General features: G+C 32.8%; 15 protein-coding genes. 4 read left to right on the top strand and 11 right to left on the bottom strand.

Annotated elements, in window-relative coordinates; all coding sequences use genetic code 11:
* Nucleotides 1-299: 299 nt before the first annotated feature.
* Together Q0516_RS10710 and Q0516_RS10705 are read right to left on the bottom strand one after the other, a co-directional pair.
* Nucleotides 300-770, bottom strand: a complete 471-nt coding sequence (locus Q0516_RS10710) for a GNAT family N-acetyltransferase (RefSeq protein ID WP_294468178.1) — start codon at nt 768-770, stop codon at nt 300-302.
* A gap of 260 nt (nt 771-1,030) precedes the next feature.
* On the bottom strand, nt 1,031-1,630 hold the full coding sequence (locus tag Q0516_RS10705) for an HD domain-containing protein (protein WP_294468173.1): 600 nt from the start codon (nt 1,628-1,630) through the stop codon (nt 1,031-1,033).
* Between the two features lie 697 nt (nt 1,631-2,327).
* Here Q0516_RS10705 and Q0516_RS10700 point away from each other — a divergent pair.
* The 4 genes from Q0516_RS10700 (at nt 2,328) to Q0516_RS10685 (ending at nt 10,920) form a co-directional block, all read left to right on the top strand.
* Entirely contained in the window at nt 2,328-2,663 is a 336-nt protein-coding gene (locus Q0516_RS10700) for a helix-turn-helix transcriptional regulator (protein WP_294468170.1), read from the top strand.
* A 632-nt stretch (nt 2,664-3,295) separates the two neighbouring features.
* On the top strand, nt 3,296-5,209 hold the full coding sequence (gene thrS / locus Q0516_RS10695) for a threonine--tRNA ligase (RefSeq protein ID WP_294468167.1): 1,914 nt from the start codon (nt 3,296-3,298) through the stop codon (nt 5,207-5,209).
* Between the two features lie 283 nt (nt 5,210-5,492).
* On the top strand, nt 5,493-8,105 hold the full coding sequence (locus Q0516_RS10690) for a response regulator (RefSeq protein WP_294468165.1): 2,613 nt from the start codon (nt 5,493-5,495) through the stop codon (nt 8,103-8,105).
* Between the two features lie 190 nt (nt 8,106-8,295).
* Nucleotides 8,296-10,920, top strand: coding sequence for a response regulator (locus tag Q0516_RS10685; RefSeq protein ID WP_294468162.1), 2,625 nt, complete (start codon nt 8,296-8,298; stop codon nt 10,918-10,920).
* Between the two features lie 10 nt (nt 10,921-10,930).
* On the opposite strand, the gene Q0516_RS10680 is transcribed toward Q0516_RS10685, so the two are convergent.
* The 9 genes from Q0516_RS10680 to Q0516_RS10640 all read right to left on the bottom strand — a co-directional run bounded on the left by Q0516_RS10680 (nt 10,931) and on the right by Q0516_RS10640 (nt 14,638).
* On the bottom strand, nt 10,931-11,407 hold the full coding sequence (locus Q0516_RS10680) for a GNAT family N-acetyltransferase (RefSeq protein ID WP_294468160.1): 477 nt from the start codon (nt 11,405-11,407) through the stop codon (nt 10,931-10,933).
* 9 nt (nt 11,408-11,416) lie between these two features.
* On the bottom strand, nt 11,417-11,938 hold the full coding sequence (locus Q0516_RS10675; RefSeq protein ID WP_294468158.1) for a hypothetical protein: 522 nt from the start codon (nt 11,936-11,938) through the stop codon (nt 11,417-11,419).
* A gap of 8 nt (nt 11,939-11,946) precedes the next feature.
* Complete coding sequence (locus Q0516_RS10670) at nt 11,947-12,450, bottom strand: VanZ family protein (protein WP_294468156.1); 504 nt, start codon at nt 12,448-12,450, stop codon at nt 11,947-11,949.
* A 172-nt stretch (nt 12,451-12,622) separates the two neighbouring features.
* Nucleotides 12,623-12,976 carry a 50S ribosomal protein L20 gene (gene rplT / locus Q0516_RS10665; RefSeq protein WP_257481040.1) on the bottom strand — a complete coding sequence of 118 codons (354 nt, stop codon included), beginning with the start codon at nt 12,974-12,976 and terminating at the stop codon, nt 12,623-12,625.
* 17 nt (nt 12,977-12,993) lie between these two features.
* Nucleotides 12,994-13,188 carry a 50S ribosomal protein L35 gene (gene rpmI, locus Q0516_RS10660; protein WP_007049377.1) on the bottom strand — a complete coding sequence of 65 codons (195 nt, stop codon included), beginning with the start codon at nt 13,186-13,188 and terminating at the stop codon, nt 12,994-12,996.
* 20 nt (nt 13,189-13,208) lie between these two features.
* Complete coding sequence (gene infC, locus Q0516_RS10655; protein WP_257481055.1) at nt 13,209-13,730, bottom strand: translation initiation factor IF-3; 522 nt, start codon at nt 13,728-13,730, stop codon at nt 13,209-13,211.
* A 254-nt stretch (nt 13,731-13,984) separates the two neighbouring features.
* Nucleotides 13,985-14,125: a hypothetical protein gene (locus Q0516_RS10650; protein ID WP_299237822.1), complete on the bottom strand. Its 141-nt coding sequence runs from the start codon at nt 14,123-14,125 to the stop codon at nt 13,985-13,987.
* Nucleotides 14,126-14,201: 76 nt separating this feature from the next.
* Entirely contained in the window at nt 14,202-14,486 is a 285-nt protein-coding gene (locus Q0516_RS10645) for a hypothetical protein (RefSeq protein ID WP_294468151.1), read from the bottom strand.
* Complete coding sequence (locus Q0516_RS10640; RefSeq protein WP_294468148.1) at nt 14,483-14,638, bottom strand: hypothetical protein; 156 nt, start codon at nt 14,636-14,638, stop codon at nt 14,483-14,485. Before Q0516_RS10640 ends, Q0516_RS10645 begins: the two co-directional genes overlap by 4 nt.
* Between the last annotated feature and the right edge of the window lie 52 nt (nt 14,639-14,690).

The raw sequence follows: 14,690 nt of genomic DNA, 5'->3' as shown, positions 1-14,690 counted from the left end.
AAAAGCTTTGTTAAAAATAGGGTATACGAAATTAGAATGGATAATTATAAAAGTATCTCTATCATTGGCTGTTTATCAGTGTTCTATGCCGATTAAATTAAAAAATTTAATCTCTCAATTTAATAATAAAATATATGATTTAATATTTTGTAACTAATTTTATATGATTTAATATCTTAAACATTTATTAAATATATTATCATTAAACAGATTTTAAATATATGGACTATTTTTTATACTCAGTCTTATATAAATCAAAAATGTTTTAGGATTTAAACTATTTTACTAAAACTACTGATTTATATAACTTTCACAAAGATATCTTTTTCATCATCAAGTAAGTATCCTGAGGACAACAATACTCCTCTTGAAGCTTTATTTTCCTTTTCCGGCTGTACGACTATCCTTTTTGCGTCGTCATGGTATTTTATTTTTTCTTCCAATTTCCTTACGATTTCCTTGCCGTATCCTTTGGACAGAAACTCTGTTTCACCGATCATATAATCAATACTGTAAGTCCCGCCGAGCTTCGTATATCCTGCCCAGTCTTCATCACTGTCTTCACATGCGTAGTACTGGCAAAATCCTATAGATTTACCCTTGATTTCAACGATACAATGACTTATCCAATTAAATTCACTGTCTGACTTTTCAGCTTCTTCGATCCAGCTCTCAGGTTCATGGTACCACTTTGCTACATGAGGCTTGTATAACCACTTTTTAAATGTTTCTAAATCGCTTTTGTTCATTTTTCTAATATTTATCGCCATACTATTTCTCTTTTCTTTGTTTTTCTTTTAAGTTAAGATATGTATCATAATTAATGTAATTATATTTTTATAAATTATTTTATTAACTTTACTTTAAAATAATCCTTTTGATATTGTATTATTGAAATACAATAAATTATTTTTATTAAAAATTTATTGTATCATTTAAAAACTTTTTTATTTTTAAAGATTTAAATAAACAATATAAATAAATATTATATTTTAATACTTATAAAATCTTATTATAGGCTCAAGATATATTATTCTTCACTGTTTATCCTTCCTTTTTCAACATTTGGAATGACAAAGCTATTATATGCATATTCCCATAGTATTTTAGAACCCTTACTTGTGTTTTTATTCCTGTTAAGTATCTGGTCAAGTTTCACACCCCATTCCTGCCAGCTTTTTCCATCATTTGCCGCATTGAGCATCATAGGCTGGATATTATCCATGGTATGAGCAAACCTTGCTTCCTTTGTTTCCCCCGTTTCAAATTCTTCCCATAAATCCATTAGCTTTTCTCCTTGGTCGGAAGGGAGAAGTCCGAAAATCCTCTTTGCCGCTTTTTCTTCACGCTCTCTTTGTGATTTTTGTCCTTCTTTATCGTATGCAAATGTATCTCCCGCGTCGATTTCCACTATGTCATGAATGAGAAGCATCTTTATCGTCCTCAGTACATCTATTTCTTCATTCGCATATTCGCTGAGTAAAAAAGTCATTACCGCCATGTGCCATGCATGTTCCGCGTCGTTTTCTCTTCTTTTTGCTCCCGTTAAGTATGTCTGCCTTTCGATAAATTTTTCTTTATCTATTTCTCTGAAAAATTCAAATTGCTTATCTATCCTGTTTTTATCCATTTTTTCTCTCCGTTTTATTTAATATGTTTAATTATAGATAATCATTTTCTTAAAAGCAAGGGGGAGGGGCGCTGCCCCTTTCACCTCTTAACTCTGTAGGGTTCCACCCTAAGGGACTCCGTCCCTTAAGAACCCTGCCAATATTTTTCCGAAGATAAAAATATTGGATAAAAATCTTTCACTCAATCGCCGTGAAGGCTTTTAAGCTTCTCGATTTCCTAAGAAACGCTGCCCGCGTTTCTTGGAAGAGAAGCTACCCCGCCCCTTTAACATGAAAATTTTAGTATTCAAATTACATACTATACTGAAGCCCTAGTGTAAAGGATATTAAACTTATTTTAGTCATTCATCCGCAAATCACCTAAAAAAGTTATTGACTTTGATTTAATATAAACATTTTGTGTAAGGGGGTAGCATAGCTGATGTTTAAAAAATTATTGATATATATAATAAAGAAACTTACAAATATCGCTTTAGCTATATTTGTAAATCATTAAAAGATGATTTCCGTGTTTCTGGTAAAAAATGCTACAAAGCCCTCGCTTGATATAGGTTTTACTGATAGATTATAGAAATGAACTTCTTTAGATACATTTATTTTTTATATTATATAAAATGGAATGTACACATTCCTATTTAGTTCAAGAAAAATGATAAAATAGTCGTAAATAATAATTTAAACAAAACGGATAATAAGATGAAAATAGAGTATAGAAAACTAGGAAAAAGGTTAAAAGATAAGAGAAAGAAACAAGGACTTACGCAGGAAAAATTAGCGGAGTATGTGAACCTGTCGGTAAGTCACCTCAGTCATATAGAAAACGGAAATGAAAAGACATCACTTCAAACCATAGTAAACATTGCAAATATTTTAAATATAAGTTTAGATGAGTTGTTGGATTTGGATTTAGGTAAAAGGTCTATGTTTATTACCGTAAGGGAAATAGATTTATTATTTAAAGACTGCACTATAGAAGAAAGAAAGATATTAATAAATAATCTAAATTACTTAAAAAAAGTTGAGCTGAAATAAAGCAGATGAAACTTTTTCAAGTTAAATTTTCTTTATATTAATCAATTATAAAAAGGTTAGATATTAAAGAGCATTGTATAAATGATTTATTTAATATGTTGTTATATAGATTGTATGTTTTAATTGCTTTAAAAGAGATTTACAATACATCTTATGGGGGTTTTAGAGGATTAAGCATTTAAAGCTTTTATTTACTATTAGAATTAATGTTCATATTTATATTAAAATAATATCTTCTCATTGAAAGGGAAGGGCTAGCTTCTTTTTCAAGGAATGCGGGTAGAATTAGATTTATAAGCGACATTTGCGGGTTTCCTTAGTAAAGGTGTTCACATTCCTTTTCCAAAAAAACCTTATCTTCCATACTTAATGGGTAGGGGTAGCGGTCGTTTCAAAAATCTCGGGCAGAGATTTTTAGAAAATTCGACCGCTTTATAAGCCTCCGCGGCTTGAGCGGAAGACTTTTTCCCGTCTTTTTGGGCTTCGGAAAAAAGACGGTCGCCCTTTAGGGCGAAACCTTTGCCCCGGATCATAGGGGCAAAGCCCCTAAAAGTTGACTTTAACACCATATTTTGATATACTTTTTTGTTAGGTAAGGGTATAAATCTTTCCTAATAAAAGGAGGAAATAAAATGATAAAAGTAACATTTCCGGACGGAAACATAAAAGAATTTGAAAACGGCGTAAGCGTTTTGGATATTGCAGAAAGTATATCTCCCGCACTTAAAAGAGACGTTTTATGCGCAAAAATCAATGATGAAATCGTGGATATAAGAACCACTTTAGATAAAGACGCAAACATCGTATTCTATAAATTCGATGACCTTGACGGTAAAAAAGCATTCTGGCATACGACCAGTCATATATTGGCTCAGGCTGTCAAGAGACTTTACGGCGATAAAGTAAAACTTGCAATAGGACCGAGTATCGATAACGGATTTTACTATGATTTTGATATAGAAATTCCGCTTACCGAAAATGACCTTGAAAAAATCGAAGCTGAAATGAAAAAAATAGTTAAGGAAAACTTATCCATAGAAAAATTCGTTTTACCGAGAAAAGAAGCTATCGACTTTGAAAAAGAAGCAAATGAAGATTATAAAGTAGAGCTTATCGAAGATCTGCCTAAAGACAGCATAATCTCTTTTTACAAGCAAGGGGAATTTACCGACCTTTGTGCCGGACCTCATTTACTTAATACAAAACCTGTAAAAGCGATAAAACTCCTTTCCACTACAGGTGCATACTGGAGAGGGGACAGCAATAAAAAAATGCTTCAAAGGGTGTACGGCATCTCATTCCCTAAAGCAAAAATGCTTGAAGAACACCTTGCTATGCTCGAAGAAGCTAAGAAGAGAGACCACAGAAAAATCGGTAAAGATATGGACCTATTCATGATTTGCGAAGAAGGTCCGGGCTTCCCGTTCTTCCTTCCAAAAGGTATGGTAATAAGAAACGAACTAGAAAACTTCTGGAGAGAAGAGCACAGAAAAAGAGGATATCAGGAAATCAAGACTCCTCTTATCCTAAACGAACAGCTTTGGCATACTTCCGGACACTGGGACCATTATAAAGACAATATGTACTTTACCAAGATAGACGAAAATGATTATGCCATAAAGCCTATGAATTGTCCCGGCTCTATGCTTGTTTATAAAAGAAAAATGTGGTCGTACAGAGATTTGCCTTTAAGGATAGGTGAAATGGGTCAGGTACATCGTCACGAGCTTTCAGGAGCTCTTCACGGACTTATGAGAGTAAGGACCTTCACTCAGGACGATGCCCATATATTCATGCTTCCGGAGCAAATCAAAGAAGAAGTTATCGGTGTTATCGACTTTATAGATTATGTTTATAATATGTTCGGATTTAAGTACCATGTTGAACTGTCTACACGTCCCGACGATTCAATGGGGTCTGATGAAGACTGGAACATGGCTACGGAAGCTCTTAGAGAAGCTATGGAACAGAAGGGCATGGACTATGTCGTAAACGAAGGCGACGGTGCTTTCTACGGACCAAAACTTGACTTCCATTTGGAAGACTGCCTGGGAAGGACATGGCAGTGCGGTACTATCCAGCTTGACTTCCAAATGCCGCAAAGATTTGATTTAACTTATATCGGTCACGACGGTGAAAAACACAGACCTGTTATGATACACAGAGTTATCTTCGGCTCAATAGAACGTTTTATAGGTATCTTGACAGAGCATTTTGCAGGGGCGTTCCCGTTATGGTTAGCTCCGGTTCAGGCTAAGCTTATCCCTATCACGGACAGAAATCTTGAATATGTCAAAGGTATCAAAGATAAGCTTGAGCAAAAGGGCATCAGATGTGAAATAGACGACAGAAGCGAAAAAATGGGTTATAAAATAAGAGAAGCTCAGCTTGAAAAAGTTCCTTACATGATAATTGCAGGGGACAGAGATATGGAAAACGATGTTATATCCGTTCGTGCAAGAAAAGACGGGAAAGACCTTGGTGCTATGAGCGTAGATGAATTCATAGATAAAGCGGTAAAAGAAATAGAAGAAAAATCTGTTTAAGAGACAGTTAAAGAGCGGTATATCCGCTCTTTTTTAATTTACACATATAAAGTGAAAATTGTCATAAAACTTCTTAAATATTTACAAATTGTCGAGAAAAGTATATACTTTTACTGGTATTATACATTTTGTGACAAAAATTTATTACAAAAGATAATAGAAAAAATACGATAATAAAACAATCAATTAATATTATATTATAAATATCTTTGTGATATGAAGCATTTGTTTCAAAATGTTGTAATTTATGATTATTATATTATTTTGAGAGAGGATAGTTACTGTGGAGAGAAAAAACAAAAAATCGAGCGGAAAATATACTTGGATTGCAGGTGTTGCTGTAATTGTATTCGTTTTAATTCTTTTCATTACAAATATTTTTAATTCTAATAAGATTATAAGTCAGGTAGAAAATATGAAGGAACATCCCCTAAAAGTAATAATTGCTTCGGGAGATATAGAAACTTATATAAAAGAAATGAGGATACATTCAGAGAAACTTTTATATAATAACAATAACTCAGAAACATCAAGAATGGAAAAATCCATGAAGGAGTTATACCCCAAACTTGATGACCAAATAAAAATTATAGAAGAAAAAACTCTTATGTCAAAGGCAAAAGTACAGGAATTAAAGGATTTATTATCTTCTATTAAAAAAGAACATACTAAAGTTATTTATTATGGAAAAACGGGTAACAGAAGCTACGAAGAGATGGAAGCTTTTCAAAATAAAAAGTTAAATCCCCTTTATACGAAAATGGAAGATATGAATGATGATATATTGATATCTGCGGAAAACAAGTTTAATAATATAACCGAGACCGCCGTATACAATAAAAATATATCTATCGTTTTATCTGTGATAGTCCTTGTTTTTACTTTGATATCTGTGGCTTTATATCAGTATTTTATTTCAAAACAGCATGATCTTATCAATTATAAAAATAAATTATTTGATATAGTATCCAAGAATATAGACAATGCTTTTTATATTATGAACTCAGATATTAAGGGTGGAGATTACATATCGGAAAATATAAAAAATATATTCGGATTTGACGGGTCAGAGCTTATAAAGGAAGATTTCAAGGCTTTAACAAACTTTATGAACGAAGAAGATATTGAAAATATAAAGATTTTATCTGAAAGTAAAAGAGAAAAATCCAACTGGAGTTATTCTTTTATTTATAATATGCCAAATACCAGTGAAAAAAAACATATTTTGATGGAGTATTATTTTGTGATAGATAATAAATCTCCAATATCCATTGTCGTATGGACAGACGAGACCGAACGATATAAAATGCAAAAAAATCTTGAAAATGCTCTCGATAACGCGGAGAGAGCAAGTGTCGCAAAAAGCGAATTCTTGTCGAGGATGTCGCATGAAATAAGGACACCTCTCAACGGTATTACCGGTATGACTTTGATAGCCATACAAAACATAGGCGACGAAAAGAAAGAACTCGACTGTCTCAATAAGATAAGCATGTCCTCAAAACATCTTCTCGTTCTCGTAAATGATGTACTCGATATGGCTAAGATAGAAAGCGGTAAAGTTGAAATAAAGAATGAGAAATTCAATTTCAGAGTATTTATCGAATCTATAACTTCTATTTACTTTACTCAGGCAAAAGCAAGGAATATAGACTATGAAACGATTTTGGTCGGAGATATTCCCGAAGAATTAAACGGGGACTCTTTAAGATTAAATCAAATTTTAGGCAATTTATTATCAAATGCACTTAAATTCACTCCGGAAGGCGGAAGCATCAAATTCAAAGTTACATTACTACAAAGTAATGTAGAAGAAGATATCCTTAAATTTGAAGTCATTGACAGCGGCTGCGGTATAAAAGAAGAAAACATCGACAAGATATTCAATGCTTTCGAGCAGGAAGACGACACTATCACCAAACGCTACGGCGGAACGGGGCTGGGGCTTTCCATTTCAAAACGTTTTGCTTACCTTATGGGCGGAGAAATAAGCGTTAAAAGCGAAGAAGGCAAGGGAAGCGATTTTATTGCAACGATACCTTTCAAAAAGGCAGCGTATATAAAGCCTATTAGAAGATCGGAATTAGGAAATTTAAATGTTCTCGTCGTAGATGATGATATAGAAACATGTGAAAATACAAAGTATTTACTTAATAAGATAGGTCTTAAAGCAGACTGGGTCGATAACGGATTTGACGCAATAAAGAAAATCGAAAAGTCAATAGAAGAAAATGATAAATTTGACGTTTGCTTTATCGACTGGAAAATGCCTTACATAGACGGTATCGAAACCACGAGAAGGATAAGGGAGATCGCAAAGGATAAAGATATCCTTGTTATTTTGATAACGGCTTATGATGTTGAGGATATAAAAGAAGAAGCTCTAAGAGTCGGTGCAAACGGAGTAATAAATAAACCGCTGTTTGAATCAACTATTGTGGACGCACTGGAAAATGCAAAAAACCACAATGAAACTTATAAAGTGATGAAAGACGGTTTTGCGGGGAAGGTCTTTGCAGGAAAGAAAATCCTGATTGCAGAGGATAATGACCTAAACCTAGAGATAGCTTCGGAACTTATGACCATGAATGGTGCGGAGGTAGAAAAGGCAAAGGACGGAAAAGAAGCCCTTGATATGTTCAAAACTTCGGGTGAAGGATATTATGATTTGATACTCATGGATATTCAAATGCCCGTTATGAACGGATACGACGCGACCAGAGAAATTAGGAAACTTGACAGGAAAGATGCAAAGAGTGTTTCTATAGTTGCGATGTCTGCAAACGTATTTGAAAGCGACGTTAAAAAGAGTATCGAAAGCGGTATGAACGACCATATAGGCAAGCCTATAAATATGGATGAGATATACGATAAGCTTGGGGCACAGTTCAGTTAATTTTAAAAAGAGAGCAGATCATCTGCTCTTTTTTTGATTTTTTCCAAGCTTTTTTTGCATTTGATTTATATTGGTAGTATAATATTATTTGAGTAAAAAATCAAAATTATGTTATAAAAAGGTTATGGTTTAAATGATAACGTTTTTATGATAAAATAATACATATTACATAAAAAAGAGGCGTTTTGTAATGAATAACAGTGATAAAAAATATATGAAAAAGAGCTTGAAGAATAATAAAAAAATCATTATTCTATGGGGAGTACTGCTCCTCTTCCTGGCTCTTTATTACTATATAATCATGTTCAACATGAATAAACTCATGCATCAGGTCGATTTGATAGTCAGAAGACCTTACGAAGTCCTCGTTTCCACGGATAAAATAAATGCGGAAATAGATAAGATAAAAGTATACAATGAAAATTTAAAATTCAATAACACAAAAGAAAATGTAAAGCATATCAGTAAAGATATCGAAAATATTTATGCGGTTGTCGAAGAAGAATTTTTGGGGGTAAGGGATTTTTATGATGCAAATGACGGTAATATAAGAAAGCTTTATAATAATTTCAGGGAGCTTAGAGATAATGAAAATATCCTTTTAAAAAATACATTAGAATATGATTATAAGTATAAAGAAATAACTAAATATATGAATGGTAACATCAATCCCTATTTTACTACCATTGACGATTTGGTAGATAAAATTCAAGCTAAGATAGATAACAAAGTGCATTCTTTTTATATGAACGCAAATGATATAAAGAATTTATCTCAGAGCATATCTGTCATCATGTTTTTGATAATAGTACTTTGTATGATAATTTATCAAGTATCATTGAATAGGAAAAATAGGATAATTAGTTATAAGAATTCCATATTTGATACAATCTCAAAGAATATTACTCAAGGACTTTTCCTTCATAATTTAAATGACCCCAACGAAAATTTTATTTCAGAGAGTTCCGAAAAGCTCTTCGGTGTTAAACATGAAGATTTGCTGAAAGGCTATGACTTGGTCGTAAATAATATAGATAAAAAAGACAGGGAAGAAATAACCAAGATACAAAATGATATAAATAAAGAAAACTGGGAATACACTTTTGATTATAATCATCCTATTTCCGGGGAAACACTTAAAATAAAGATGTCTGTGAATTATGTAGATACCAATGGAGAAGACGTATGGCTTACGGTTTACAGTGACGAGACGGATCAAATATTGATGCAGGAAAGTCTAAAAAATGCACTCGAGAAAGCTGAAAAGGCTAATGATGCGAAGAGTGAATTTTTATCGAGGATGTCGCATGAAATAAGGACGCCCCTTAACGGCATAATCGGTATGGTCACTTTGGCTAGAGAGAATATAAACAACAAAGCAAAAGAGATTGACTGTATAAATAAGATATCCGCTTCTTCAAAACATCTTCTTGTTCTTATCAACGATATTTTGGATATGTCCAAAATAGAAAGCGGAAAAGTGGAAATAAAATACAAAAAATTCGGTTTTAGGAATTTCGTGGAGTCGACGACCGGACTGTTCTTTTCACAGGCAAAGGAAAAGGGTATTAAGTTCAAGAGTGTTCTTGAGGGGAACATTCCCTCATTCGTAAAAGGTGATTACCTACATACAAATCAGATAATAGTGAATTTACTCTCAAATGCAGTAAAGTTTACTTCCAAAGGGGGAGAGATAACAAATCGTATAAGTTTATTAAAAGAAGAAGACAGTAAAACTTGGATAAGGTTTGAAGTATCCGATACAGGGGTCGGGATAGAAGAAAAAAATTTTGAAAGGATATTCAATCCCTTTGAACAGGAAGATGCTTCGGTTTCTTACAACTACGGAGGAACGGGGCTCGGGCTTCCTATTGCAAAGAGATTTACCGAAATGCTCGGGGGTAATATTTCTCTTAAAAGCGAAATAGGCAAGGGGAGTACTTTTACTGTCGATATACCTTTTGAAAGAATGCCTGAACCGAGCTTGGATATTTTTATGGATAAGCAGTTAGATATACTGCTTATAGACAGTATGCCCGAAACTTTGGAGAGAATGGATTATATTTTCGATACTATGGGAGTATTCTATAAATGTCTCGGAAGAGGGAAAGACGGTATCGATGAAATAAAAGAAAATCCAAATAAATATGATATATGTATAGTTTATGACGATTTGGAAGATATGGATGCTTTAGAGGTAATCGATAAAATAAAAGACACCGCTGAAAGTGATATCAAGATTATCGTTTCTTCCTATGATACCATTGATATAATGGACGATAAGAGGTGGGAAAAAGCCGACGCTTTTATAAATAAACCTATGTTTATTTCTTCCATAATAGATGTTTTGTATGGAATGGATGATATAGACTTGAATTTTGAGGATATCAATTATAAAAACGAAGATATCTTAAACGGAAAAAACGTACTTATTGTAGAAGATAATGAACTCAATATGGAGATATTAAGGGAACTGCTCTTATTGCAGGGATGTAAAGTCACTTGTGCGGCAAACGGTGAAGAGGGCGTGAAAGCCTTTGAAAGATCCAAACCTTATGAATTTGATATAATATTCATGGATATACGAATGCCTGTAATGGACGGATACAAAGCGACTAAAATCATAAGGAGCCTTAATAGGAAAGATGTAGAGTCTGTTATAATAATCGCCATAAGTGCAAATGCTTTCGAAGATGATATAGAAAAAAGCATTAAGCTGGGTATGAACGCTCATATAAGCAAACCTATAAATATCGGAAATTTGATAGATAGTTTAAATAATATATATAATAAAAAAGATACTTACGAACAGTAAGTATCTTTTCTTATTCTGCCAGTATGTCTATTTTATCTCTCGTCAGTCTGTAGACCGTCCACTCGTCCATAGGCTCCGCTCCGAGGGAAAGATAAAAATCTATACTTGGTTTATTCCAGTCAAGGCATGACCACTCCAGTCTTCCGCAGTCTCTTTCCTTTGCTATTCCTGCTAATTTTTTTAGAAATCCTTTTCCGTAACCTTTCTTCCTATATTCTTCTCTTATGTACAAATCTTCGAGATATATCCCGCTTTTACCAAGAAATGTAGAAAAATTATGGAAGAATAATGCAAAGCCTATAGGTTCGTTGTTCACTTCTCCTATTATCACTTCTGCCTTTTTCTTTTCAAACAGCCATTTATTTAAAGTCGCTTCATCCGCCACTACGTCATCAAGCATGTTTTCATATACTGCAAGCTCCTTTATGAAACTGAGTATCAATTTTGTGTCTTTCTCTTTTGCAAATCTGAAATCAAGTTTATTCATTTTATGCTCCTAATTTATATTTTCTTTTATTTCAAGTATGATGTTTGATTTTTCTTCATTTGTTATATATTTGATTGTTAAATTTTGACCGTTCCTTTTTATTACTCCGCCTTTATATAAAGGGGTGTTGTATCCGCTGATCAACTCGGCATTTGAATATTCAAAGTATTCGTTTTTTATTTTAAAGTTTTCCGTGTCGTGTCCATCATTTTGAAGTGCGTGAAACTCTTTTACATATCCCGACACTGTTTTGTAGTTTTTATTTTCATACCTTTCTTTTAAGTCGAAATAATTTACAAAATATCCTGCTGAAGTATAAATAAAAAAGACAAATACTATAATACTTATTATTTTTGTGAGAATATTCTCTGCTTTAAACTTCTTATATTTTTTATCACAGGGGTTAGCGCCTTTATGTTGCCATGGATACCAAATATGAAATGTGAATAATCCAATGGCTGCAATAAGGGGTATAAGTAAAATCGGGATATGCATATAATTAAAATGAAGGGTATAAAGTGTGGTACTCATATTAATTCCTAGGAAAAATATTTTCCGTTTGGTTTATGCTCTTTATAATATTTATAATGCCTGTGGCATATTATGAAGTATAAAATATACCCAATTACCGCACTTAGTGTATTGAATATGATATCGTCTATATCCGCTCTTCTGCTTACAAGGAAGAAAAACTGTGTCACTTCAATAAATGTTGTCATAAGGAATGCGGTAAAGACGGTCTTTTTGAAAGTTATCCTTCCCGGAAATGCAAGGGGAAGCAGAAATCCGTAGGGAAGGAGAAGACCGATATTACCGAACAGGTTTATAAATGCCACCATGCTCGGCTGCCCGCCGCTGAAAAATCCGTTGTATTTTAAACTCTCAAAATAACTTTTAATACTCGCAAAGGGTATCAAATTATAGTTTCTTTCGTATGTGTATTCGCCCATATAAGGCATCAGTGTCATGGAAAAAACTATTATCATATATATAACTAAAAGCGATAGACATAATAAGTTTACTTTTTTGTTTTTATAACTCAAACTTTACCTCTTTTCTCTCATAATACTTTAACATGATACAATAAATAATATATAAACTCAACTTTAAATTTGAAGTTTAATACTATCTTAAGACTTTTTTAACCTAATACTTATATGAATAAGAAACCTACGAAAATAAAAAAAGACACGACCGAAGTCATGTCTTTGAATTTTATAGTGCGCCTTTTGAAACTTCCACTAATTTAGCGAATGCAGCTTCGTCATTCATAGCGATGTCAGCTAACATTTTTCTGTCGATTTCAACGTTAGCGTTCTTAAGACCGTTTATGAATCTTGAATAAGACATATCGTTCATTCTTGCCGCAGCGTTGATCCTTGTTATCCAAAGTTTTCTAAAATCTCTTTTCTTTTGTTTTCTTCCTGCATAAGAACTTCTTAAAGCTCTCATTACAGCTTCGTTTGCAGGTCTGTATAATTTAGATTTTGCTCCGTAATAACCTTTAGCAAGTTTTAAAACTTTTTTATGTTTCTTTTTACTATTTAAACTTCTCTTTACTCTAGCCATATATCATCACCTTTTAACTACTTAACGATAATGTAGCTGATTGTCTTTTGGTCAGCTGCAGAAACGTAGCCACCCTTTCTTAATTTTCTTTTTCTCTTAGTTGTTTTTTTGTTTAGAATATGATTTCTGAAAGCTTTCTTTCTTTTGATAACACCAGATTTTTTTCTTTTAAATCTTTTTGATGCACCTCTGTGCGATTTCATTTTAGGCATTTTAAATCCGTTCCTTCCTGCTATTTTTTTTCTTTACCTTTTATAGGGCTTAAAGTCATAGTATAGTTACGTCCTTCAAGCTTAGGCTTAGTTTCTATTGTTCCTACTTCATCAACCATAGAAGCAAATTTTAAGAGTACTTCTCTTCCTCTGTTTACATATGCCATTTCTCTGCCTCTGAACCTAACGGAAACTTTGACTTTATCTCCGGCAGATAAGAATTTACGACAGTTTTTGGCTTTTACTTCCAAGTCATGATCCTGTACTCTAACCGAAGTCCTGATTTCTTTGATGTTTACCACTTTTTGGTTTTTCTTGTTTTCTTTTTCTTTTCTGTTTTGTTCATATTTGAACTTTCCGTAGTCAAGAATTTTACAAACCGGCGGTTTAGCTTCAGGGGAAACTTTAACCAAATCCAAGTTTCTCTGTTCAGCTTGTTTCAAAGCTTCTTCGGCAGACATAATACCAAGCATAGAACCATCATCAGCGACAACTCTTACTTCTCTATCTCTGATTTGTTCGTTAATTTGAAAATCTTTAATCGAATTATACCTCCATGATTAAAAAAATAGATAGCATAGAACTGCTACCTAAATATATCACTACAATTGATTTGCAATATATTTACCAAACTAAATCCATGTTTGTTTGGTGAGAAGCAATTCTTCTACTTTGTTTGACTTAAATAGTATAACCGTAAAATCCCTATTAGTCAAGCTTTTTTTGTATTAAAAATCATTAATTAATAGTATTATATTTTAATCTTTAATACTTTTACCATTGATTTATTATCATTTTAATAGACAGAAACCTCGTCTGTAAATAACCAGCCCTTTATCCCGCTTATATCTATTTTGATAAATCTTGCATGATGTCCTTTAAAATAAGTTTTTGTTTTTTTGATTATCAATATCTCTAAAGCTATTGATGTTATCAATAAAATTTATTACGTAAAAAAAGAGAAACATTTAGGTATCTCTTTTTTTTGTATATGCTTTGGTTTAGCCTTATAATTATTTCATATAGAAACGAACAATATCATTTTCTTCAAAATTTGTTTCAAATCCTTTATCGCTTCTTTGTACCCCTGTATGAAACATTCCTCTTCTGTCAAATAAGCGTATTTGTTTATTATATCTTCGATTTGAACATAGTGTTCTTTGGGTATGATTTCCCTTAAGCGTTCTGTCAAGTTTGATTTTTTCTATCCTTATACTCTTTGGTGTAAGTTTTAATTTGAAGTTATTATCGTCAAGACAGAATTTTTTATATATTTCGCAAAGTATATCGTCGATCATTTTTCCTCCGTACCGTCCGAACATAAATCTTTCAGTTTTGATAGGGCAAGATTTACCGTTTCTTCTATGGTCAAGCCGTTTTCTTTGCAGTATCTGTCCAGTCTTTCTTTTATTTCTTTCTCTAATGTGAATTCAATGTATTTGTATTTCATAAAAAATACCTCCGTTTTTATCCTTGCCAAACAGAAGTATGCAGTGTATAAT

The organism is uncultured Anaerofustis sp. (assembly GCF_938029165.1).
In the GTDB taxonomy this organism is placed as follows: Bacteria; Bacillota; Clostridia; order Eubacteriales; family Anaerofustaceae; genus Anaerofustis.
Note: the sequence above shows the minus strand (reverse complement) of the source record. Positions and strands in the feature narration are given on the sequence as shown.